Annotated in this window: 23 protein-coding genes; 11 read left to right on the forward strand and 12 right to left on the reverse strand. The window is 63.2% G+C overall.

The features are described 5' to 3' along the window. Positions 1 to 34: 34 nt before the first annotated feature. On the forward strand, positions 35 to 922 hold the full coding sequence (locus QQ992_RS00090; RefSeq protein ID WP_016712792.1) for a lysophospholipid acyltransferase: 888 nt from the start codon (positions 35 to 37) through the stop codon (positions 920 to 922). A 131-nt stretch (positions 923 to 1,053) separates the two neighbouring features. On the opposite strand, the gene QQ992_RS00095 is transcribed toward QQ992_RS00090, so the two are convergent. The 5 genes from QQ992_RS00095 to def are packed head-to-tail and all read right to left on the reverse strand — an operon-like array spanning position 1,054 to position 5,577. Beyond that, complete coding sequence (locus QQ992_RS00095; RefSeq protein ID WP_286111862.1) at positions 1,054 to 1,362, reverse strand: tetratricopeptide repeat protein; 309 nt, start codon at positions 1,360 to 1,362, stop codon at positions 1,054 to 1,056. 11 nt (positions 1,363 to 1,373) lie between these two features. Beyond that, positions 1,374 to 2,747, reverse strand: a complete 1,374-nt coding sequence (gene trkA / locus QQ992_RS00100; RefSeq protein ID WP_284356960.1) for a Trk system potassium transporter TrkA — start codon at positions 2,745 to 2,747, stop codon at positions 1,374 to 1,376. Between the two features lie 23 nt (positions 2,748 to 2,770). Further along, on the reverse strand, positions 2,771 to 4,081 hold the full coding sequence (gene rsmB, locus QQ992_RS00105) for a 16S rRNA (cytosine(967)-C(5))-methyltransferase RsmB (RefSeq protein ID WP_286111866.1): 1,311 nt from the start codon (positions 4,079 to 4,081) through the stop codon (positions 2,771 to 2,773). Continuing rightward, the gene (fmt, locus tag QQ992_RS00110) at positions 4,078 to 5,010 is read right to left on the reverse strand and encodes a methionyl-tRNA formyltransferase (protein ID WP_286111868.1); all 933 of its coding nucleotides are present in this window, start codon (positions 5,008 to 5,010) and stop codon (positions 4,078 to 4,080) included. The genes rsmB and fmt overlap by 4 nt, the downstream gene beginning before the upstream one ends. Before the next feature lie 60 nt (positions 5,011 to 5,070). Then, a complete protein-coding gene (def, locus tag QQ992_RS00115) occupies positions 5,071 to 5,577 on the reverse strand; it encodes a peptide deformylase (RefSeq protein ID WP_016712797.1) in 507 nt (168 codons plus the stop codon). 206 nt (positions 5,578 to 5,783) lie between these two features. On the opposite strand from def, the gene dprA reads away from it, so the two are divergent. The 3 genes from dprA (at position 5,784) to QQ992_RS00130 (ending at position 8,254) form a co-directional block, all read left to right on the forward strand. After that, a complete protein-coding gene (gene dprA, locus QQ992_RS00120) occupies positions 5,784 to 6,881 on the forward strand; it encodes a DNA-processing protein DprA (protein ID WP_286111869.1) in 1,098 nt (365 codons plus the stop codon). Between the two features lie 42 nt (positions 6,882 to 6,923). Then, complete coding sequence (tsaC, locus tag QQ992_RS00125) at positions 6,924 to 7,481, forward strand: L-threonylcarbamoyladenylate synthase type 1 TsaC (protein ID WP_060499858.1); 558 nt, start codon at positions 6,924 to 6,926, stop codon at positions 7,479 to 7,481. A 329-nt stretch (positions 7,482 to 7,810) separates the two neighbouring features. Continuing rightward, positions 7,811 to 8,254 carry a hypothetical protein gene (locus QQ992_RS00130; protein ID WP_286111871.1) on the forward strand — a complete coding sequence of 148 codons (444 nt, stop codon included), beginning with the start codon at positions 7,811 to 7,813 and terminating at the stop codon, positions 8,252 to 8,254. A 183-nt stretch (positions 8,255 to 8,437) separates the two neighbouring features. Here QQ992_RS00130 and QQ992_RS00135 read toward each other — a convergent pair whose 3' ends face one another. Next, positions 8,438 to 9,415, reverse strand: a complete 978-nt coding sequence (locus QQ992_RS00135) for an NADPH:quinone reductase (RefSeq protein WP_286111872.1) — start codon at positions 9,413 to 9,415, stop codon at positions 8,438 to 8,440. A gap of 135 nt (positions 9,416 to 9,550) precedes the next feature. Here QQ992_RS00135 and hemF point away from each other — a divergent pair, with 135 nt between their 5' ends. Beyond that, a complete protein-coding gene (hemF, locus tag QQ992_RS00140; RefSeq protein WP_104833667.1) occupies positions 9,551 to 10,462 on the forward strand; it encodes an oxygen-dependent coproporphyrinogen oxidase in 912 nt (303 codons plus the stop codon). A 25-nt stretch (positions 10,463 to 10,487) separates the two neighbouring features. Further along, a complete protein-coding gene (gene aroE / locus QQ992_RS00145) occupies positions 10,488 to 11,312 on the forward strand; it encodes a shikimate dehydrogenase (RefSeq protein ID WP_286111873.1) in 825 nt (274 codons plus the stop codon). Positions 11,313 to 11,351: 39 nt separating this feature from the next. On the opposite strand, the gene QQ992_RS00150 is transcribed toward aroE, so the two are convergent. From QQ992_RS00150 to betC, 3 genes are all read right to left on the reverse strand, one after another. Continuing rightward, on the reverse strand, positions 11,352 to 12,917 hold the full coding sequence (locus tag QQ992_RS00150) for a SulP family inorganic anion transporter (RefSeq protein ID WP_286111874.1): 1,566 nt from the start codon (positions 12,915 to 12,917) through the stop codon (positions 11,352 to 11,354). A 143-nt stretch (positions 12,918 to 13,060) separates the two neighbouring features. Further along, positions 13,061 to 13,984, reverse strand: a complete 924-nt coding sequence (choX, locus tag QQ992_RS00155) for a choline ABC transporter substrate-binding protein (protein ID WP_286111875.1) — start codon at positions 13,982 to 13,984, stop codon at positions 13,061 to 13,063. A gap of 14 nt (positions 13,985 to 13,998) precedes the next feature. Further along, entirely contained in the window at positions 13,999 to 15,516 is a 1,518-nt protein-coding gene (gene betC, locus QQ992_RS00160; protein WP_286111876.1) for a choline-sulfatase, read from the reverse strand. A gap of 108 nt (positions 15,517 to 15,624) precedes the next feature. On the opposite strand from betC, the gene QQ992_RS00165 reads away from it, so the two are divergent. Both QQ992_RS00165 and QQ992_RS00170 read left to right on the forward strand, forming a co-directional pair. After that, on the forward strand, positions 15,625 to 16,524 hold the full coding sequence (locus tag QQ992_RS00165; protein ID WP_016712806.1) for a choline sulfate utilization transcriptional regulator: 900 nt from the start codon (positions 15,625 to 15,627) through the stop codon (positions 16,522 to 16,524). Between the two features lie 23 nt (positions 16,525 to 16,547). After that, entirely contained in the window at positions 16,548 to 16,880 is a 333-nt protein-coding gene (locus QQ992_RS00170) for a DOPA 4,5-dioxygenase family protein (RefSeq protein ID WP_016712807.1), read from the forward strand. 119 nt (positions 16,881 to 16,999) lie between these two features. Here the strand turns inward: QQ992_RS00170 and trpA are convergent, their stop codons facing one another. Next, the gene (gene trpA / locus QQ992_RS00175; RefSeq protein WP_286111877.1) at positions 17,000 to 17,809 is read right to left on the reverse strand and encodes a tryptophan synthase subunit alpha; all 810 of its coding nucleotides are present in this window, start codon (positions 17,807 to 17,809) and stop codon (positions 17,000 to 17,002) included. Next, a complete protein-coding gene (trpB, locus tag QQ992_RS00180; RefSeq protein ID WP_015268451.1) occupies positions 17,806 to 19,023 on the reverse strand; it encodes a tryptophan synthase subunit beta in 1,218 nt (405 codons plus the stop codon). The genes trpA and trpB overlap by 4 nt, the downstream gene beginning before the upstream one ends. A gap of 110 nt (positions 19,024 to 19,133) precedes the next feature. On the opposite strand from trpB, the gene QQ992_RS00185 reads away from it, so the two are divergent. Then, the gene (locus tag QQ992_RS00185; RefSeq protein ID WP_286111878.1) at positions 19,134 to 20,030 is read left to right on the forward strand and encodes a LysR family transcriptional regulator; all 897 of its coding nucleotides are present in this window, start codon (positions 19,134 to 19,136) and stop codon (positions 20,028 to 20,030) included. Here the strand turns inward: QQ992_RS00185 and QQ992_RS00190 are convergent. Beyond that, positions 20,027 to 20,350, reverse strand: coding sequence for an ElaB/YgaM/YqjD family protein (locus QQ992_RS00190; RefSeq protein ID WP_016712811.1), 324 nt, complete (start codon positions 20,348 to 20,350; stop codon positions 20,027 to 20,029). The two genes, QQ992_RS00185 and QQ992_RS00190, sit on opposite strands and share 4 nt — an antisense overlap. 163 nt (positions 20,351 to 20,513) lie before the next feature. Here QQ992_RS00190 and QQ992_RS00195 point away from each other — a divergent pair, with 163 nt between their 5' ends. Next, a complete protein-coding gene (locus tag QQ992_RS00195) occupies positions 20,514 to 20,729 on the forward strand; it encodes a dodecin (protein ID WP_003253076.1) in 216 nt (71 codons plus the stop codon). A gap of 101 nt (positions 20,730 to 20,830) precedes the next feature. Continuing rightward, the gene (locus tag QQ992_RS00200; RefSeq protein ID WP_019098081.1) at positions 20,831 to 21,052 is read left to right on the forward strand and encodes a DUF1161 domain-containing protein; all 222 of its coding nucleotides are present in this window, start codon (positions 20,831 to 20,833) and stop codon (positions 21,050 to 21,052) included. The last annotated feature ends 37 nt before the right edge of the window (positions 21,053 to 21,089 follow it).

Here is a 21,089-nt window from a genome sequence, read left to right on the forward strand (position 1 = left end):
CAATGCGCGCCTTGCTGAAATAAGGAATTCGCCTGTGGAAAAGTTCAAGGGCGCCCTGATGGTCGGGGTGCTGCGCCTGTTTGCCAAGCTGCCCTGGGGGGCTGTGCAGCGCGTCGGCGCGGGTATTGGCTGGCTGATGTGGAAGATCCCCAACAGTTCGCGCAACGTGGTGCGCATCAACCTGGCCAAGTGTTTCCCGGAGATGGACCCGGTTGCCCGGGAGCAACTGGTTGGCCAGGCGCTACGGGATATTGGTAAGTCCTTTGTCGAAAGTGCCTGTGCCTGGATCTGGCCGCCGCAGCGTTCGCTGGAGCTGGTCAAGGAAGTGCACGGCCTGGAAGTGCTGGAGCAGGCCCTGGCCTCGGGCAAGGGCGTGGTGGGTATCACCAGCCACCTGGGCAACTGGGAAGTGCTGAACCACTTCTACTGCAACCAGTGCAAACCGATCATCTTCTATCGCCCACCGAAGCTGAAAGCGGTGGATGACCTGCTGCGTGAGCAGCGTGTGCAGATGGGCAACCGCGTGGCGCCTTCGACCAAGGAAGGCATTCTCAGCGTGATCAAGGAAGTGCGCCGGGGTGGCCAGGTGGGCATCCCTGCCGACCCGGAGCCGGCGGAATCGGCGGGTGTGTTCGTGCCGTTTCTCGGTACCCAGGCGCTGACCAGCAAGTTCGTGCCGAACATGCTGGCCGGTGGCAAGGCGGTGGGGGTGTTCCTGCATGCGCTGCGGCTGCCGGATGGCTCGGGCTTCAAGGTGTTTCTGGAGGCGGCGCCGGAGGCGATGTACAGCACCGACGTGACCGAGTCGGCGGCGGCGATGAGCAAGGTGGTCGAGCGCTATGTGCGCGAGTACCCGAGCCAGTACATGTGGAGCATGAAACGCTTCAAGAAGCGCCCGGCGGGCGAGCCGCGCTGGTATTGAGATTGTTGGGGGCGCTTTGCGCCCCTATCGCGACACAAGGCCGCTCCTACAAGGGATCGCGGTCACCTGTAGGAGCGGCCTTGCCGGGGCGCCGGACCGGTCGGATGGGCTGCAAAGCAGCCCCGGCGATCTCAAGCTTTGTTCAATTTCTTGAGAAAAACTGCCATTTCCTTCTCGGCCTGCTTGTCCCCATGGGCCTGCGCCGCCGCGATCCCGTCCTCCCAGGCCTTGCGTGCCGCCGTCAGGTCGCCCTGCAACTGATGCGCCTTGCCCAGCAGCTTCCAGGCCGCCGAATACTTCGGATCCTGCTCCACACACCGAGCCAGGTGCTCCGCCGCTTCAGCGCCGTTGCCTTCATCCAGCCAGGCCTTGCCCAAGCCAAACCGCAACAGCGGGTTATCCACACCCTTGGCCAGCATCTTCTCCAGCGATTCGCGCATGCCCTCTTCTCCTAGAAGAAACTCAAGCCGACGTGGAACAGCTTCTCCACATCCCGAATATGCTTTTTATCCACAACGAACAGGATCACATGGTCACCCGACTCGATCATGGTGTCGTCGTGGGCAATCATCACCTCTTCGTCACGAATGATTGCGCCAATGGTGGTGCCCGGTGGCAGGGCGATGTCTTCGATGGCTTTGCCCACCACCTTGCTCGACTTCGAATCCCCATGCGCCACCGCTTCGATGGCCTCGGCCGCGCCACGGCGCAGCGAGTGCACACTGACAATGTCGCCACGGCGCACGTGCGCCAGCAGGGTGCCGATGGTGGCCAGCTGCGGGCTGATGGCGATGTCGATATCACCGCCCTGCACCAGGTCGACATAGGCCGGGTTGTTGATGATGGTCATCACTTTGCCCGCGCCCAGGCGCTTGGCCAGCAGCGACGACATGATGTTGGCTTCGTCGTCGTTGGTCAGCGCCAGGAAGATATCGGCGTCGGCGATGTTCTCTTCGAGCATCAGGTCCTTGTCCGAAGCGCTGCCCTGCAGCACCACAGTGCTTTCCAAAGTATCGGAGAGGTGCCGGCAACGGGCCGGGCTCATCTCGATGATCTTCACCTGGTAGCGGCTTTCGATGGCCTCGGCCAGGCGTTCGCCGATCTGCCCGCCCCCGGCGATGACAATGCGCTTGTTGGTTTCGTCGATGCGGCGCAGCTCGCCCATCACGGCGCGAATGTCCTTCTTCGCGGCAATGAAGAACACTTCGTCGTCAGCTTCGATTACCGTGTCGCCGCGTGGGGTGATCGGCCGGTCGCGGCGGAAGATGGCCGCCACGCGGGTATCGACGTTGGGCATGTGCGCACGAATCTGGCGCAGTTGCTGGCCGACCAGCGGGCCACCGTAGTAAGCCTTTACCGCCACCAACTGGGCCTTGCCTTCGGCGAAGTCGATCACCTGCAGCGAGCCCGGGTGTTCGATCAGGCGCTTGATGTAGTTGGTCACCACCTGCTCAGGGCTGATCAGCACGTCGACCGGGATATGGTCGTTGTCGAACAGCTCTTCACGGGTGAGGTAGGCCGACTCGCGTACCCGGGCGATCTTGGTCGGGGTGTGGAACAGCGAATAGGCTACCTGGCAGGCGACCATGTTGGTTTCATCGCTGTTGGTCACCGCCACCAGCATGTCGGCGTCGTCGGCACCGGCCTGGCGCAGTACCGTCGGCAGCGAGCCCCGGCCCTGCACGGTACGGATGTCCAGGCGGTCGCCCAGGTCGCGCAGGCGCTCGCCATCGGTGTCGACCACGGTGATGTCGTTGGCTTCGCTGGCCAAGTGCTCTGCCAGCGTACCGCCTACCTGGCCTGCGCCGAGGATGATGATCTTCATCCGCTACTCCCTACCTTTTGTTCTTATCCGCGCGAGGCGGCGATCTTGATCAGCTTGGCATAGTAGAAACCGTCGTGGCCGCCTTCCTGGGCCAGCAGCTGGCGACCGTGGGGCTGGCGCAGCCCGGCCTCGGTGGCCAGGTCCAGCTCACGGGCGCCCGGGGTGCGGGCCAGGAAGGCGTCGATCACTTCGGTGTTCTCGGTCGGCAGGCTGGAGCAGGTGGCGTACAGCAGCATGCCGCCCACTTCCAGGGTTGGCCACAGGGCATCCAGCAGCTCGCCTTGCAGCGAAGCCAGGGCCGGAATGTCGTCGGCCTGACGGGTCAGCTTGATGTCCGGGTGGCGGCGGATCACGCCAGTGGCCGAGCACGGGGCGTCGAGCAGGATGCGCTGGAACGGTTTGCCGTCCCACCAGCTGGCGGTGTCGCGGGCGTCGCAGGCGATCAGTTCGGCGTCCAGTTGCAGGCGGTCAAGGTTCTCGCGTACGCGGGTCAGGCGCTTGGCTTCAAGGTCGATGGCCACTACGTGGGCCAGGCCGGCTTCGGCTTCGAGCAGGTGGCAGGTTTTGCCACCAGGGGCGCAGCAGGCGTCCAGCACGCGTTGGCCGGGGGCCAGTTCAAGCAGGTCGGCAGACAGCTGCGCGGCTTCGTCCTGCACACTCACCCAGCCTTCGGCGAAGCCTGGCAGGCCGCGCACGTCACAGGCCTCGGCCAGCACAATGCCGTCACGGCTGTACTGGCAAGCGCTGGCGCTGACGCCCGCCTCGGCCAGCAGTGCCAGGTAGGCATCGCGGCTGTGGTGGCGACGGTTGACCCGCAAAATCATCGGCGGGTGAGCGTTATTGGCGGCGCAGATGGCCTCCCACTGCTCCGGCCAGAACGCTTTCAGCGACTTTTGCAGCCAGCGCGGGTGGGCGGTGCGTACCACCGGGTCGCGCTCCATGCTTGCCAACAGCTCCTCGCCTTCGCGCTGGGCGCGGCGCAGTACGGCATTGAGCAGCCCTTTGGCCCACGGCTTCTTCAGCTTGTCGGCACAGCCGACGGTTTCGCCGATGGCGGCGTGGGCGGGAATACGTGTATAGAACAACTGATACAGGCCGACCAGCAGCAGCGCCTGCACATCGGCATCGGCGGCCTTGAACGGCTTTTGCAGCAGTTGCGCGGCCAGCAGGTCGAGGCGAGGCTGCCAGCGTGCGGTGCCGAACGCCAGGTCCTGGGTCAGGCCACGGTCGCGCTCGTCGACCTTGTCCAGCTGCGCCGGCAGCGAGCTGTTCAGCGAAGCCTTGCCGCTAAGTACAGCGGCAAGGGCACGGGCGGCGGCGAGGCGTGGGTTCATTGGCCCAGCACCTTGCCAGCGGCGAATTTCTCGCGGCGGCTGTTGAACAGGTCGCTGAAGTTCAACGCTTTGCCGCCTGGCAGTTGCAGCCGGGTCAGGCTCAGTGCCTGGTCACCACATGCTACGACGAGGCCGTCCTTGCTGGCGGAAAGTATTTCGCCGGGGGCGCCCTTGCCTGTGGACAAGTTGGCGGACAGCACCTTCACGCTTTCGCCATCGAGGGTGCTGTGGCACACCGGCCACGGGTTGAAGGCGCGGATCAGGCGCTCCAGCTCGACAGCCGGGCGGCTCCAGTCGATGCGCGCCTCGTCCTTGTTCAGCTTGTGTGCATAAGTAGCCAAGGCATCGTCCTGCACTTCGCCTTGCAGCGAACCGTCGGCCAGGCCGGCGATGGCCTGGACTACAGCAGGCGGGCCCATCTCAGCCAGGCGGTCGTGCAAGGTGCCGCCGGTGTCGTCGGCGCTGATCGGGGTCACCACCTTGAGCAGCATCGGGCCGGTGTCCAGGCCTGCTTCCATGCGCATCACGGTTACACCGCTCTCGGCGTCGCCAGCTTCCACGGCACGCTGGATCGGTGCCGCACCGCGCCAGCGTGGCAGCAGGGAGGCGTGGCTATTGATGCAGCCCAGGCGCGGGATATCCAGCACCACCTGGGGCAGGATCAGGCCGTAGGCGACCACCACCATCAGGTCTGGCTTCAACGCAGCCAGTTCAGCCTGTGCGTCGGCGTTGCGCAGGGTTTGCGGCTGGAACACCGGGATGTCATGGGCCACGGCCAGCGCCTTGACCGCACTTGGCATCAGCTTCTGGCCACGGCCGGCAGGGCGGTCAGGCTGGGTGTAGACAGCCACGATTTCGTACGGGCTGTCGAGCAGGGCCTTGAGGTGTTCGGCGGCAAACTCTGGAGTGCCTGCAAAGACGATGCGCATGGAGTTCTCGCTTCAAAAAAGAAAAAGGCTTGCCGGAGCAAGCCTTCTGGAAGGTGGGGATCAGGCTTGCTGGCGGTGCTGCTTTTCCAGCTTCTTCTTGATCCGGTCGCGCTTGAGCTGCGACAGGTAGTCAACGAACAGCTTGCCGTTGAGGTGATCGAATTCGTGCTGCACGCACACCGCCAGCAGGCCTTCGCATTCCAGCTCGTACGGCTTGCCGTCGCGGTCCTGGGCCTTGACCCGTACGCGCAGCGGGCGGTCGACGTTCTCGTAGAAGCCCGGTACCGACAGGCAGCCTTCCTGATACTGGCCCATGTCATGGGTCAGCTCTTCGACCGTGGGGTTGATGAAGACGCGCGGCTCGCTGCGGTCTTCGCTGAGGTCCATGACCACGACCTGCAGGTGCACGTTCACCTGGGTGGCGGCCAGGCCGATGCCAGGGGCTTCGTACATGGTTTCAAACATGTCGTCGATCAGCTGACGCAGGGCGTCGTCGAACACCGTCACCGGCTTGGCGATGGTGCGCAGGCGCGGGTCCGGGAATTCGAGAATGTTCAAGATGGCCATAAGGTCAGGCAGTCACTGTGCGTTCGGTTGAAAACTGAGCACACATAATAAAGGGAAACGGGGATTTCGGCACCTGGCAAGCTCGTCTAGGGTGTTTATGGGCTTGATAGCCTTCAATCAATGGACAGCTTTTCAAAGTGTTACTCACAGAGTTATCCACAGGTTGTGCCACGTAAATGGCCCTGTTTCGATCAAGGATGATCCCTATGCCAATTCACCATTCGTCGCTCTGTTCGCCTGCCGAACTGGATGCACGATTACGCCTGCACTGCCTTACCGGGATGGGACTGCGACGTTTTCGCACGTTGTTCGATGCCTTTGGCAGTGCCTGCTCTGCACTCAGTGCACCGGGTTCGGCCTGGCGTGCACTGGGCATCCCACAGATCACCATCGACGCGCGGCGCAGTGCCGAAGTGCGCGATGGCGCACTGGCCGCAATGGCCTGGCTAGAGCGACCTGGCCAGCATTTACTGATGTGGGACGGCCCCGATTACCCTGCATTGCTGGCGGAAATCGACGATGCGCCGCCGCTGCTTTTTGTGGCTGGCGAACCTGCGTTGCTCGAACGTCCACAGCTGGCCATTGTGGGCAGCAGGCGTGCCACACCACCGGCGCTCGACACCGCTGCGGCATTTTCCCGCTACCTGGCGCAGGCCGGTTTTACTATCACCAGCGGCTTGGCTGTGGGTATCGATGGTGCCGCTCATCGGGCGGCGTTGCAGGCCGGTGGGGGTACGATTGGCGTGCTTGGCACGGGGTTGCAAAAACTTTATCCACAGCGGCACCTGGAGCTTGCACAGGCGATGATCGACCATGGCGGCGCACTGGTTTCCGAGTACCCGCTGAATGCCGGGCCATTGCCCGGCAACTTCCCACGGCGCAATCGCATCATCAGTGGGCTGTCGCTGGGCGTGCTGGTGGTCGAAGCCAGCCTGGCCAGTGGTTCGCTGATCACCGCCCGCCTGGCGGCCGAGCAAGGCCGCGAGGTGTACGCGATTCCGGGCTCCATTCACCACCCGGGTTCGAAGGGCTGCCACCAGTTGATCCGTGATGGCGCGCTGCTGGTGGAAAGCGTGGATCAGATCCTGGAAAGCTTGCAGGGTTGGCAAAACCTGCCGCCCGCCATTGTGGACAAATTCGACCATCCCCTGCTTGCCCTGCTGCATGCCGCGCCGCAAACCAGCGAAAGCCTGGCGCATTGCAGCGAGCTGTCGCTGGCCGAAGTACTGGCGCAACTGACCGAGCTGGAGCTGGAAGGCCGGGTCAGCAATGAAGCCGGGCGTTGGTTTGCCCGTGCGGGCTAAGTACACTGCACACAAGCAAGGTATATAGGCGGAGAGACAGCAATGGTGAGCAGTTTTCGTGTGCAACAAGCCGCACGTGAGGTACGGGCGGGCGCAGTGATCGCCTACCCGACGGAAGCGGTCTGGGGCCTGGGCTGCGACCCGTGGAACGAGGACGCGGTGTATCGCCTGCTGGCGCTGAAATCGCGGCCTGTGGATAAAGGGCTGATCCTGATCGCCGACAACATCCGCCAGTTCGACTTCCTGTTCGAGGACTTCCCAGAAGACTGGATCGACCGCATGGGCAGCACCTGGCCGGGGCCGAACACCTGGCTGGTGCCGCACCAGGACCTGTTGCCTGAATGGGTGACCGGGCAGCATGACACCGTGGCGCTGCGGGTCAGTGATCACCCGGTGGTGCGTGAGCTGTGCGCGCTGGTGGGGCCGCTGATTTCCACCTCGTGCAACCCGGGCGGGCGCCCGGCGGCGAAGACCCGGTTGCGGGTGGAGCAGTATTTCCATGGCCAGCTGGACATGGTGCTGGGCGGCGCGCTGGGGGGGCGGAAGAACCCGAGTGTGATTCGGAATCTGGCTACTGGCGAAGTTGTTCGGCCGGGCTGATATCGCTGGCGAGGGCTTTGCCCTCGATCGCCGGCAAGCCAGCTCCCACAGGTACTGCACCAGACTTGAAGCTGGTGCGGTCGGTGTGGGAGCTGGCTTGCCGGCGATTGGGCCGCACAGCGGCCCCAGAAACCCGCAGATTTTTCTGATTTTGTCTTGAATGGCTGTCTGGAGCTCAGTTTAGGAAATTTCCTACTGCTCGCGTCCTAAGCTGTCACCTTCCCTGCATAAACCCCTGCCTCTAGCTTGCTAGCCATGCGTCGCATCAGCGGCGCTCGATCTAAGTCGCTAGCAAGAGCCGTCGCATATCGGCGGGAGCACTGGGAAAAATGCCGCTATTCGAAAATGCCGAGTACCTGATAAGGGCGAATCTTGAGCAGCTTGCGTCCAACCACCGGGTCAGGGCGGTGGAAATTGGTAAGTTCACCGCTGATCAATTCGACGCGATCAATAGGCAGAAGGACGGGCAGGATTTGCCACAGCTTGAGGACCCAGGCATCGTTTTCATCGGTAGCCATGCCTACAGAAGCCGGGTAGTACGAGATGGTTACACCATCGATGACATGATTCTGCAGATCAAGGCAGCACTGGCTGCGACGTCGATCTGGAAAAGCGCCACGCACATGACAGCCCTTCGCAGCACGATTGGCCGCAATGATGGCTATGGTAACGAGGTCTTCGATGAGGCGATTTTTGAACTGACGGCACGCAAGCCCAAAGCAGAGCTCTATTCCATTGTCCCTAAAGGAGATAGAAACAAACCCAAAAAATAAAGGCCGCTTAAGCGGCCTAAATAGTGGGGATGCACTCGCCCGGATAACTTGAAACTCAACCGGCGCACCAGCACACCCTCAAGCAGAAAGGCTACGCTTCCGGGTTTGTATGGTCAAGCTGGGACCTATTTCTCACGCGCTGTACGTGGAGCTCATTTTGGGATTCAAGGGAATGCGTCTGGCTCAAGGGATTAGAACAGTCGACCCCACTGTCCTGCGCGCCGACAGCTCCGTCTGCGCCTTGGCCGCCTCACTCAGCGGATACCGCTGCTGGATATCCACAACCAGCTTGCCACTCGCAATCATCGCAAACAGGTCATCAGCCATGGCCTGGGTGTTCTCGGCATTGTTGGCATAGCTCGCCAGGGTAGGCCGGGTGACATACAGCGACCCCTTCTGCGCCAGAATCCCCAGGTTCACCCCGCTCACCGCGCCCGAGGCATTGCCAAAGCTCACCATCAACCCGCGCGGTTGCAGGCAATCCAGTGAGGTCAGCCAGGTATCGGCGCCCACGCCGTCGTACACCACCGGGCATTTCTTGCCATCGGTCAGCTCCAGCACGCGCCTGGCGACATCTTCACGGCTGTAGTCGATGGTTTCCCACGCCCCCAGCGCCTTGGCCCGCTCGGCCTTTTCGGCAGAACTCACGGTACCGATAAGCTTGGCGCCCAAGGCCTTGGTCCACTGGCACGCCAACGAACCCACGCCACCCGCTGCCGCGTGGAACAGGATCACGTCACCCGCTTTCACCTCATAGGTCTGCTTCAGCAAGTACTGCACGGTCAAACCCTTGAGCATCACCGCCGCCGCCTGCTCGAAGCTGATGCTGTCGGGCAGCTTGACCAGGTTGGCCTCCGGCAGTGTATGCACCTCGCTGTACGCACCCAGCGGGCCGCCGGCATGGGCCACGCGGTCACCCACCTTCAACCGAGTAACGCCTTCGCCCACGGCCTCGACCACACCTGCGGCCTCGGTGCCCAGGCCCGAAGGCAGGGTCGGCGGCGCATACAACCCACTGCGGAAGTAGGTATCGATGAAGTTCAGGCCGATGGCATGGTTACGCACGCGCACCTGCTGCGGCCCCGGTGGGGCGGGTTCGAATTCCACAAACTGCAGCACTTCCGGGCCGCCATGCTGGCTGAACTGGATACGCTTGGCCATCTCGCACTCCTGTCGTCGGGATCGGGAAAAGGCCTTCTATCGGACGCCTTTGCTTGATCGCCGTCAACTGCGGCGCGCGCGCTGGCGGTGGTATGCTACGCGGCGAATTCTTCCCTGCCCGTTCCTGGTGACCCGATGACTAGCCGCACCGAGGCCGTGAAAGCCTACCTGCTCGACCTGCAAGACCGCATCTGCTCTGCCCTCGAAACAGAAGACGGCGGCGCCCGCTTCGTCGAGGACGCCTGGGTGCGCGAAGCCGGTGGCGGGGGCCGCACGCGGGTGATCGGCGACGGCAAGGTGATCGAGAAAGGCGGGGTCAACTTTTCCCATGTGTTCGGTGCGGGTCTGCCGCCCTCGGCCAGTGCCCACCGCCCTGAGCTGGCGGGCCGTGGCTTCGAGGCCTTGGGCGTGTCGCTGGTGATTCACCCGCACAACCCGCATGTGCCTACTTCCCACGCCAACGTGCGCTTCTTCATTGCCGAAAAGGAAGGTGAAGAGGCCGTGTGGTGGTTCGGCGGCGGCTTCGACCTGACCCCGTATTACGGCAATGAAGAAGACTGCATCCACTGGCACCGTGTGGCCGAGCAGGCCTGTGCGCCGTTCGGCGCCGACGTGTACCCGCGCTACAAGGCCTGGTGCGACCGCTACTTCCACCTCAAGCACCGGGGTGAGCCACGCGGCATTGGCGGGCTGTTCTTCGATGACTTGAACGAGTGGGATTTCGACACCTGCTTCGCCTTCATCCGCGCCATCGGCGATGCCTACGTCAACGCCTATCTGCCGATCATCCAGCGCCGCAAGGACACGCCCTACACCCCGCAGCAGCGCGAGTTTCAGGAATATCGTCGCGGTCGCTACGTGGAGTTCAACCTGGTCTACGACCGTGGCACCCTGTTCGGCCTGCAGTCGGGTGGCCGTACCGAGTCCATCCTCATGTCGCTGCCGCCGCAGGTACGTTGGGGCTACGACTGGAAGGCTGCGCCCGGCAGCGAAGAAGCGCGCCTGACCGAGTACTTCCTGCAAGACCGCGACTGGCTTGGCCAGTAAGCCTGTGGACAACCAAGGAACCGCCATGGACCAGTACGTCGTTTTCGGTAACCCCATCGGCCACAGCAAGTCGCCGCTGATCCACCGCCTGTTCGCCGAGCAGACCGGCCAGGACCTGGAATACGCCACCCTGCTGGCACCGCTGGACGAGTTCAGCGATTGCGCGCGCGGCTTCTTCAAGCAAGGCAGTGGCGGCAACGTCACGGTGCCGTTCAAGGAAGAGGCCTACCGCCTGTGCGACAGCCTGACCCCTCGTGCACAGCGCGCTGGGGCGGTGAATACACTGAGCAAGCTGGCTGACGGCACGTTGCAGGGCGACAACACCGATGGCGCTGGCCTGGTGCGCGACCTGACGGTGAATGCCGGGGTCGAGCTGGCCGGCAAGCGCATTCTCATCCTCGGTGCTGGCGGCGCCGTGCGTGGCGTGCTGGAGCCGATTCTGGCGCACAAGCCGCAGTCGCTGGTAATCGCCAACCGCACAGTGGAAAAGGCCGAGCAGCTGGCGCGTGAGTTCGATGAACTGGGGCCGGTGGTGGCCAGCGGGTTTGCCTGGTTGCAGGAGCCGGTGGATGTGATCATCAACGCAACCTCGGCGAGCCTGGCCGGGGAAATGCCGCCGATTGCCGATAGCCTGGTCGAGGTGGGGCGCACGGTTTGCTACGACATGATGTATGGCAAGGAGCCGACGCCGTTTTGTCAGTGGGCGACCAAGCTGGGCGCGGCCAAGGTGCTGGACGGGTTGGGGATGCTGGCGGAGCAGGCGGCTGAAGCTTTCTTTATCTGGCGTGGCGTTCGGCCAGATACCGCGCCGGTGTTGGCGGAGCTGCGCCGGCAACTGGCTCGGGGCTGAAATTGTCGGGGCTGCAAAGCAGCCCCAAGAATTTAAGCCTCACTCCTCAAACCGGATCGGGCAAAATTCCACCCCTTCCAGCTTCTGCAATTCCTCGATCACCTGCGGCCTGGCCCGGTGCAGGGTCAAACTCCCCCCTGTGCGCATCAACCGCCGCGCCTCGCGGTGCAACATATCCACACCCGAGTAGTCGATAAAATTCACCTGCCGCGCATCGATCACCACATGCGGTCCCTGGCAGCGCTGCAAGCGCACTTGCAGGTAATGCGCGGCACCAAAGAAGATCGACCCGCCCACCCGCAACACATCCGCGTCCCCTTCACGGCTTTGCTGCACCCGTGGCCGTGACGTGCGCTTCAAATAGAAGAACAGCGACGCCAGCACCCCGGCATAGATCGCCGTCTGCAACTCCAGCAACAACGTCGCCGCCGCCGTCAGCGCCATCACCAGAAACTCCGAGCGGCTGACCCGGAACAGCGCACGAATCCCCCGATGGTCCACCAATCCCCAGCAGATCAGCAAAATGCTGCCAGCCATGGCCGGTATCGGCAGGTGCGCGATCAGGCCGGCGCCGGTAACGGCAAATAACGCCACCCACAGCGCCGAAAAAACGCCGGCCATGGGCGAGCGGGCGCCGGCCTCATAACTCAGGCCCGAGCGCGTGAAGGAACCGGCAGACAGGTAACCGGAGAAAAACGCCCCCGCAATGTTCGACAGGCCCTGTGCCCGTATTTCCTGGTCAGGGTCGATCAGCTGTTCCGAACGTGCCGACAACGAGCGGGCTATCGACAGGCTGGTAACCAGCCCCAGCATGCCCACCGCCACGGCGCTGGGTAACAGGCGCAGCATGAGTTCCACGTCGAGCAAGGGCAGCGGGCTGAAGGGCGGAAGTTGTCCGGTAAACGCGGTCACTCGCGGCACATGGCCAAACAAGCCTGGCAGCAGCCAGGCAGCCAGGCTGACCAGCATCAGGCTTATCAACAGGCTCGGCCAGCGGGGACGCCAAAGTTTGAGCGCCACGCCGATTACCACGGTGGCCAGGCCCAATATCAGGGATGGCAGGTCGACTTCGCCAGCATGGCTGGCCAGATCCTGCACGGTTTTCAGCGCGGTAGCCTGGCTGGGCAGGTCCATGCCCAACAGGTTGGGCAGTTGGCCCAAGGCGATGACGATGGCGGCGCCCAGGGTGAAACCGAGCACCACCGAATGGGAAACGAAATTGACCAGCGCGCCAAACCGCAAAAGCCCCAGCAGCAACTGGAAGATGCCGCCGAGGAATGTCAGAAGCAGTACCAGCGTGATGTAATCGGCGCTGCCCGCTACGGCCAGCGGGCTGATGCTGGCATAGAGGACGATGGAAATCGCGGCGGTCGGGCCGCAGATCAGGTGCCAGGATGAACCCCACAGACAAGCGATCAGCACTGGCACAATGGCGGCGTACAGGCCGTATTCGGCGGGCAGGCCGGCGATCAGGGCATAGGCGATGGATTGCGGCAGGGCGAGGATGGCACCGCTCAGGCCCACCAGCAGGTCCTGGCGCAGGCTGCGGCCCGATTGGCGGGGGAGCCAGGTGAGGAAGGGCAGCAGGTGGATGATGCGATGCATGGGTTATCCACAATCCTTAAGGTTTCGCCAAACCCTGTGGGAGCGGGCATGCCCGCGAAGAAGCCACCGCGGTGGATGGCACCGGCTTCGCCGGTGTTCGCGGGCTTGCCCGCTCCCACAGGGGGGGTGTGTTGCTTGCGAGATTACAGCTTGGCCTTGACGGCCTCCAGGGCATTGCCATCGGCTTTGGTAGTGACCCCAGCCAACCACCCATCCAGCAACTCGGGATGCGTCTTCACCCAAGCCCTGGCCGCATCATCAAAGCTGATCTTCTTGTCCACAACCTCGGCCATGATGCTGTTTTCCATGTCCAGTGTGAACTTCAGGTTACCCAGCAGCTTCGCCGCATTCGGGCAGGCTTGTGGATAACCCTTGCGGGTCAGCGTATACACCTCGCCCTTGCTGCCGAACCACTTTTCCCCGCCGGTCAGGTAATGCATTTTCAGCTTCACGTTCATTGGGTGCGGCGTCCAGCCGAGGAAGGTGATGAACTGCTGCTTCTTCACCGCCCGGTCGACCTGCGCCAGCATGGCCTGCTCGCTGGACTCCACCAGCTTCCACTGGCCGAGGTTGAAATCATTCTTGTCGATGATTTCCTTCAGCGACAGATTGGCCGGTGCGCCGGAGCCGATGCCGTACAGCTTCTTGTCGAACTGGTCGGCATGCTTCTGCAGGTCGGCAAAGTCTTTCACCCCGGCATTCCACACATAGTCGGGCACCGCCAGCGTGAACTCTGTTCCCTCCAGGTTACGCGACAGCTGCTGCACATCGCCGTTGGCGATGAACTTGTCATGGAAGCCTTGCTGTGCCGGCATCCAGTTGCCGAGGAAGGCGTCGACACGGCCGTCCTTCAGGCCACCGTAGATGATCGGTACGGCCAGGCTGTCGATTTTCACCTGGTAGCCCAGGCTTTCCAGTAACAGGCGGGCCACGGCGTTGGTCGAAGCGATATCGCTCCAGCCTGGATCGGCCATTTTCACGGTGCTGCATTGCGCGTCGCTGTCGGCGGCGTGGGCCGTGGCGGCGCCCAGGGCCAGGGCGAACACGGCGGCGGAGAACTTGTGCATGGCGGCCTCTCTTCTCAATCCATGGGTGCGGGCTGTGGATAACGTGCCTTGCGCTCGAGGTCGTCGAGATCGATGTGGTTGCGCATGTACTGTTGGCTGGCGTCCACCATGGGTTGGTGGTCCCAGCTTTTCAGCTTGCCGATGGCCAGCGCTTCGGCCACCAGGCGGCGGCGGCGCTGGCTGGCCAGCACCTGCTGGCGCAGGTTGGGGATATCCCAACGCTGCTGTGCTTCATCGACCAATGCCTGCAGCAGCGCCTGATGGTCCGGGCTGCCGGTGAGGTTCTCCCGCTCGTGCGGGTCGCGGCTCAGGTCATAGAGTAGGCATGGGTCGTCTTCGCTGTACACGAACTTGTACGGCCCACGGCGGATCATCATCAGCGGGCCGACGGTGCCTTCGGCCATGTATTCGCCGATCACTTCGTCATGGCCGCCCTGCCCTTGCAGGTGGCTTACCAGCGAGTGGCCGTCCAGATGCAGGTGGTTATCCACAGCGCCGCCAGCGAGTTCGACCAGGGTTGGCAACAGGTCGCAGGTGGAGACCGAGGCGCTGACCCGGCTTGCTGCGAAGCGCTTCGGCGCATGAACCAGCAACGGCACCCGTGCCGACATCTCGAACCAGTGCATTTTGTACCAGAGGCCACGCTCGCCGAGCATGTCGCCGTGGTCGCCGGAGAACACGATCACGGTATCGTCTGCCAGGTTGCATTCCTCCAGGGTTTGCAACAGCTGGCCGATGTTGTCGTCGATGTAGCTGCAGGCGCCGAAGTAGGCGCGGCGGGCATCGCGGATCTTTTCCACAGGCAGCGGTTTGTTCCACAGGTCGTAGACCTTGAGCAGGCGCTGCGAGTGCGGGTCGAGTTCCGACTGGCTGAACCCGGCGTGGGGCATGGGGATATCCACACCCTCGTAGCGGTCCCAGTAGCGCTTGGGGATGGTGTACGGGTCGTGCGGGTGGGTCATGGACACGGTCAGGCAGAACGGCCGGCCATCGTTCTCGCGCACATGGTCGTACAGGTACTGGCGCGCCTTGAACACCACCTCTTCGTCGAAATCCAGCTGGTTGGTGCGTACGCACGGGCCGGCCTGCAGCACCGAGGACATGTTGTGGTACCAGCTGGGGCGCACATCCGGCTCATCCCAGTTCACCGCCCAGCCATAGTCGGCGGGGTAGATATCGCTGGTCAGGCGTTCTTCGTAGCCGTGCAGCTGGTCCGGGCCGCAGAAGTGCATCTTGCCCGACAGTGCTGTGCGGTAGCCCAGCCGGCGCAGGTAGTGGGCATAGGTCGGTACGTCTGCGGGAAAGTCGGCGGCGTTGTCGTAGGCGCCTATGCGGCTGGGCAGCTGGCCGCTGACCAGGGTGAAGCGCGACGGCGCGCACAGCGGGCTGTTGCAGTAGGCCGAGTCGAACACCACCGCCTGCTCGGCCAGGCGGCTCAGGTGCGGCATCTGGATGGGCGAAGGGGCGTAGATCGGCAGCAAAGGTGCGGCCATCTGGTCGGCCATGATGAACAGGATATTCGGGCGCGTCATGGTGGCTTCCATCGTTGAGGGTTATGCGAACCGCTTGCCTACCAAGATGCGACTGTGGCTAACATGGGTAAAGCCCATGGCGGGCAATGACTGGGATTAGCTGCGCTTATGTTTGATCACCTCGCCGAGCTGTCACTGGATACCTTGCGCGTGTTCGAGGCGGCAGCGCGCTTGCGCAGCTTTACTGCCGCCGCGCTGGAGCTGGGTACCACACAACCGGCCGTGAGCCAGCAGGTGAAACGCCTGGAAGCCCAGCTGGGCACGCGCCTGTTCGACCGGATCTACCGGGGCATCGAGCTGACTGAAGCCGGACAGGTGCTGTTCGAGCAGGTGCATCAGGGATTGCAGGCGATGGATGACGGCATTGCCCAAGCCAGCGGGCGTGGCCAGCGCGAGGTGCTGCAGGTGGCCACTGACTTTGCCTTTGCCGCGTTCTGGCTGATGCCCCGGTTGCAGCGCTTTCACGATGCTTATCCACAGGTGGATGTGAGCCTGGTGACCGGTGAGCGCAGTCAGGGCATGTTGCGGCCGGACATCGATGTGGCGGTGCTGTTTGGCGATGGGCGCTTCCACCAGGGCGAAAGCCGCTGGCTGTTCGATGAGGAAGTGTTCCCGGTGTGCAGCCCCCGGCTGACCCATGGCAAACCCTTGTCAGCCGTGGCTTTGCAGCAGTTGCCCCTGTTGCATTTGAAGGGCGAGCAGGCCAGCCGCTGGTTTGATTGGGCGGGGGTGTTTCGCGGGTTTGGCGTGGCCAGCCCGCCACCTGCGGGGCAGTTGCGCTTTGACAACTACACCTTGCTGATCCAGGCGGCGATTGCCGGCCAGGGTGTGGCGATTGGTTGGCGGCACCTGGTGGATGGACTGGTGGATCAAGGCTTGCTATGTCGGCCATTAGAGGGGAGCCTGACGTCGAGTCGGGGCTATTATCTGGTTTTGCCACCGCGCAAGCGGCGCGGGGCGTTGATCGAGCGGTTCGTCAGCTGGCTGGAGCAGGAGCGCAGTGGCTGATGGCGGTGTAATCGGGAGTTATCGTGCAAAGAATCAAGGGTTATCACGCACACGTTTATTACGACGCGGCAACGATGGAACAGGCACGTGAGCTGTGTGAGGAGGCGGCGCGGCTGTTCCCTGTGACCATGGGGCGTATGCACCAGAAGCCGGTGGGGCCGCACCCGGACTGGAGTTGCCAGCTGGCGTTCGAGCCGGAATTTGTCGGGGTGGTGTTGCCTTGGTTGGCACTGTACCGCAAGGGGTTGGTGGTGTTCATGCACCCGCTGACCGGGGATGAGCTGGCGGATCACCGGGACCATGCGATCTGGATGGGGGCTGTGCGGCCTTTGAAACTGTCGATATTTGGTGGGTAGCTTTGTATTGCCTGTGCCGGCCTCTTCGCGGGTAAACCCGCTCCTACAGGGATATCACAGGGCCTGAGGGCGGCGCTGACCTGTAGGAGCGGGTTTACCCGCGAAGCAGGCGACGCGGTCTAGCGACGAGCGCCGCGCACACCTTCTGCCAATGCCGAGCACAGGCTCAATACATCACTCACTGCCTGATCGGCATTTTTGGCCTGAGCAATCTTGTCGACCAGCGCCGACCCCACCACCACACCATCCGCCAAGCGGGCGATGTTCGCGGCCTGCTCCGGCGTACGAATGCCGAAACCAACGCTGATCGGCAGATCGGTATGCCGACGCAGGCGGGCAATGGCCTCGGTTACGTGTTCAGTGGTCGCCGAGCCGGCACCGGTTACACCGGCCACCGACACGTAGTAGACGAACCCGGAGCTGCGCTCCAGTACGCGTGGCAGGCGCGCATCGTCGGTGGTCGGGGTGGTCAGGCGGATGAAGTCGATGCCGGCGGCCTGGGCCGGGGTGGCCAGTTCGGCGTCGTGCTCGGGTGGCAGGTCGACGATGATCAGGCCATCGACCCCGGCCTGCTTGGCTTCAGCCACGAACTTTTCCACGCCAAAGCGGTGGATCGGGTTGTAGTAGCCCATCAGCACGATCGGCGTGGTGTGGTTATCCACACGGAATTCGCGAACCATCTGCAGGGTCTTGGCCAGCGTCTGGCCAGCTTCCAGGGCGCGCAGGGTGGCCAGCTGGATGGCCACGCCGTCGGCCATCGGGTCGGTGAACGGCATGCCCAGTTCGATCACGTCGGCGCCGGCGGCCGGCAGGCCTTTGAGGATCTGCAGCGAGGCGTCGTAGCCCGGGTCGCCTGCGGTGACGAAGGTGACCAGTGCCGAACGGCCTTCGGCCTTCAGTTCGGCGAAGCGTTGTTCAAGACGGCTCATGCCTGTTTCTCCTGGGCGGCCATGTGGTTCATGACGGTTTGCATGTCTTTGTCGCCGCGGCCCGACAGGCACACGACCATCAGGTGGTCCTTGGGCAGCTTCGGTGCGCGCTTGATCGCTTCGGCCAGGGCGTGGGAGCTTTCCAGGGCCGGGATGATGCCTTCCAGGCGGCAGGTGGCGTGGAACGCATCCAGCGCTTCGTCGTCGGTGATGCTGACGTATTCGACGCGCTTCACTTCGTGCAGGTAGGCGTGCTCAGGGCCGATGCCTGGGTAGTCCAGGCCTGCGGAAATCGAGTGGGCGTCGGTGATCTGGCCGTCTTCGTCCTGCAGCAGGTAGGTGCGGTTGCCGTGCAGCACGCCCGGTACACCGCCGTTCAGGCTGGCGGCGTGTTTGTCGGTGTGTACGCCGTGGCCACCGGCTTCGACGCCGATGATCTGCACACTTGGCTCTTCGAGGAATTCATGGAACAGGCCCATGGCGTTGGAACCACCTCCCACGCAGGCAACCAGGCTGTCTGGCAGGCGGCCTTCCTTTTCTTGCAACTGGGCGCGGGTTTCCTTGCCGATGATCGACTGGAAGTCACGGACCATGGCCGGGTACGGGTGTGGGCCGGCCACGGTACCGATCAGGTAGAAGGTGTCTTCGACGTTGGTGACCCAGTCGCGCAGGGCTTCGTTCATGGCGTCTTTCAGGGTGCCGGTGCCGGCCGTGACCGGTACGATCTCGGCGCCCAGCAGTTTCATGCGGAACACGTTGGCCTGCTGGCGCTCGATGTCGGTGGCGCCCATGTAGATCACGCAAGGCAGGCCGAAGCGGGCGGCAACGGTGGCGGTGGCCACGCCGTGCATGCCGGCACCGGTTTCGGCGATCAGGCGTTTCTTGCCCATGCGCTTGGCCAGCAGCACCTGGCCGATGCAGTTGTTCACCTTGTGCGCGCCGGTGTGGTTGAGTTCTTCACGCTTGAAGAAGATCTTGGCGCCGCCACAGTGTTCGGTCAGACGCTCGGCGAAGTACAGCGGGTTCGGGCGGCCGATGTAGTCGCGCTGGAAGTAGGCCAGCTCTTCGAGGAACTTGGGGTCTGCCTTGGCCGCTTCGTATTCGCGGGCCAGGTCCAGCACCAGTGGCATCAGGGTTTCGGCCACGTAGCGGCCGCCGAACGAGCCGAACAGGCCATTGGCGTCGGGGCCGGGGCGGTATTGGGACTGGGTCATGGGGCGCTCCAGGGCGTAATGAATGAGAGATGGGCTTTACTCTAACCACGGCAAGCCCGGCTGAAAACCGATAAGATTGCGCAAACTTGTCAGAAAAACTCACAGGTAAAATGGCCCACGACCTCCCTCCCCTCAACGCACTGCGGGCATTCGAAGCCACCGCCCGGTTTAACAGCGTCAGCCAGGCGGCCGAAGCCCTTCATGTGACCCACGGTGCCGTCAGCCGGCAGATCAAGGTGCTTGAAGAGCACTTGGGCGTGGCCCTGTTCGTCAAGGACGGGCGTGGCATCAAACTCACAGATGCCGGGGTGCGCCTGCGTGATGCCAGCGGCGAAGCCTTCGACCGGCTGCGCAGCGTGTGTGCCGAGCTCAGCCGTGATGTCAGCGAAGCGCCGTTCGTGTTGGGATGCTCCGGTAGCCTGCTGGCGCGCTGGTTCATCCCGCGGCTGGGGCGGCTACAGGCGGATTTGCCCGAGCTGCGCCTGCACCTGTCGGCGGGTGAAGGTGACCTCGACCCGCGACGACCCGGGCTGGACGCGCTGTTGGTGTATGCCGAGCCGCCGTGGCCTGCGGACATGCAGGTGTATGTACTGGCCGAGGAGCGTATCGGGCCAGTGGTGAGCCCCCATTACGTCGGCTTTGAACGCTTGCAGGGGGCGCCTGCCAAGGCGTTGCTGGGTGAAGCCCTGCTGCACACCACCTCGCGCCCGCAGGCCTGGCCTACCTGGGCGCTGGAACAGAGGCTGGACCCTGCAGCCATTCACTATGGCCAGGCGTTCGAGCACCTGTATTACTTGCTGGAAGCCGCTGTGGCGGGTTTGGGCGTGGCGATTGCGCCACAGCCATTGGTCGCTGATGACCTGCGTGCGGGCCGCTTGAGTGCACCGTGGGGCTTTTCCCCTACCCCGGCGGCGCTGGCGTTGTGGGTGCCCAGGCGCGCCGCAGACGGGCGCGCCGAGCAGTTGGCGCAGTGGCTACGTGCCGAATTGGCGCGGCAGAGCGCTTAGTTACGCTTGCACATCAGGTAAGCGGCCAGAAGGCCCAGTGCGCCAATGGCCACACCAGCGGTGGTGTACGGGTGTTCCTGGGCGTAGTCGCGGGTGGCGATGCCGGTCTGGCGGGTGCGCTGTTTCACCTCTTCGTAGGCATCGCTCAGCAGGCTGCGCGAATGACGAAGGGCACTTTCAGCGTTGCTGCGGATTGCCTTCACCGACTTCTGGGACTCTTCCGACGCATCGTGCTTGAGGTTCTCCAGGCTTTTCAGAAGGCTCTCGATCTCCGCTTCCATGCTTTCCAGGGACGTTTTACGCAGCGAGTTACGGTGCATGTTGACTCTCCTTTGCAGTATGGGCTGTAAGGAGTGCGACCGTTGGTATGCGTGAAAGTGCGATCGAACTTTGGCCATGGGTGACGGCTCGCAGATAAACCAGGCCTGCGCTGCTAGGCTGGCTGCTAGTCTAAAAAAGCACCGTCACCCAAGGAGAGCGCTCATGACCGATCATCACACGTACAAGAAGATCGAACTGGTGGGGTCTTCGCCTACCAGCATTGAAGAGGCGATCAACAATGCCCTGGCCGAAGCGGGCAAGAGCATCAAGCACCTGGAGTGGTTCGAAGTGGTCGATACCCGTGGCCATATCCGCGATAACAAGGCCGCGCACTTCCAGGTCACGCTGAAAGTCGGTTTCCGTATTGCCAACAGCTGATGCTGCGCCGGGGTAGATGATCCCGGCTTGATGGGGTATTTAGGAAGGGGGCGCCTTGGCGGGCGCCCTTTCTGATTTCATCTGCACAAGGAAAGCGATCGATGAACAAACTGATTCTGGCCCTGGGCCTGATGACCCTGGCTGGCGGCGCCATGGCGGCGGGCAAGCCGTGCGAAGAGCTGAAGGCGGAGATTGCGGCCAAGCTCGATGCCAAGGGCGTGAAGGGGTACACCCTGGAGATCGTCAACAAGGGCGATCCGGCGGGCAAGGTGATTGGTAGCTGCGAAGCCGGTACCAAGGAAATTGTGTACCGCCGCGGCTAATGTGCTGAGCACAAGGCCAAAGGTTGCGCTGTACCTG

Source organism: Pseudomonas kurunegalensis (genome assembly GCF_030291635.1).
GTDB classification, from domain to species: Bacteria; Pseudomonadota; Gammaproteobacteria; order Pseudomonadales; family Pseudomonadaceae; genus Aquipseudomonas; species Aquipseudomonas monteilii.

Coding starts and splice junctions, on each gene's coding strand:
- QQ992_RS00095 (WP_286111862.1), bottom strand. CDS start 1,362: ATGCGCGAATCGCTGGAGAAGATGCTGGCCAAGGGTGTGGATAACCCG.
- trkA (WP_284356960.1), bottom strand. CDS start 2,747: ATGAAGATCATCATCCTCGGCGCAGGCCAGGTAGGCGGTACGCTGGCA.
- rsmB (WP_286111866.1), bottom strand. CDS start 4,081: ATGAACCCACGCCTCGCCGCCGCCCGTGCCCTTGCCGCTGTACTTAGC.
- fmt (WP_286111868.1), bottom strand. CDS start 5,010: ATGCGCATCGTCTTTGCAGGCACTCCAGAGTTTGCCGCCGAACACCTC.
- def (WP_016712797.1), bottom strand. CDS start 5,577: ATGGCCATCTTGAACATTCTCGAATTCCCGGACCCGCGCCTGCGCACC.
- dprA (WP_286111869.1), top strand. CDS start 5,784: ATGCCAATTCACCATTCGTCGCTCTGTTCGCCTGCCGAACTGGATGCA.
- tsaC (WP_060499858.1), top strand. CDS start 6,924: ATGGTGAGCAGTTTTCGTGTGCAACAAGCCGCACGTGAGGTACGGGCG.
- QQ992_RS00130 (WP_286111871.1), top strand. CDS start 7,811: ATGCCGCTATTCGAAAATGCCGAGTACCTGATAAGGGCGAATCTTGAG.
- QQ992_RS00135 (WP_286111872.1), bottom strand. CDS start 9,415: ATGGCCAAGCGTATCCAGTTCAGCCAGCATGGCGGCCCGGAAGTGCTG.
- hemF (WP_104833667.1), top strand. CDS start 9,551: ATGACTAGCCGCACCGAGGCCGTGAAAGCCTACCTGCTCGACCTGCAA.
- aroE (WP_286111873.1), top strand. CDS start 10,488: ATGGACCAGTACGTCGTTTTCGGTAACCCCATCGGCCACAGCAAGTCG.
- QQ992_RS00150 (WP_286111874.1), bottom strand. CDS start 12,917: ATGCATCGCATCATCCACCTGCTGCCCTTCCTCACCTGGCTCCCCCGC.
- choX (WP_286111875.1), bottom strand. CDS start 13,984: ATGCACAAGTTCTCCGCCGCCGTGTTCGCCCTGGCCCTGGGCGCCGCC.
- betC (WP_286111876.1), bottom strand. CDS start 15,516: ATGACGCGCCCGAATATCCTGTTCATCATGGCCGACCAGATGGCCGCA.
- QQ992_RS00165 (WP_016712806.1), top strand. CDS start 15,625: ATGTTTGATCACCTCGCCGAGCTGTCACTGGATACCTTGCGCGTGTTC.
- trpA (WP_286111877.1), bottom strand. CDS start 17,809: ATGAGCCGTCTTGAACAACGCTTCGCCGAACTGAAGGCCGAAGGCCGT.
- trpB (WP_015268451.1), bottom strand. CDS start 19,023: ATGACCCAGTCCCAATACCGCCCCGGCCCCGACGCCAATGGCCTGTTC.
- QQ992_RS00185 (WP_286111878.1), top strand. CDS start 19,134: ATGGCCCACGACCTCCCTCCCCTCAACGCACTGCGGGCATTCGAAGCC.
- QQ992_RS00190 (WP_016712811.1), bottom strand. CDS start 20,350: ATGCACCGTAACTCGCTGCGTAAAACGTCCCTGGAAAGCATGGAAGCG.
- QQ992_RS00195 (WP_003253076.1), top strand. CDS start 20,514: ATGACCGATCATCACACGTACAAGAAGATCGAACTGGTGGGGTCTTCG.
- QQ992_RS00200 (WP_019098081.1), top strand. CDS start 20,831: ATGAACAAACTGATTCTGGCCCTGGGCCTGATGACCCTGGCTGGCGGC.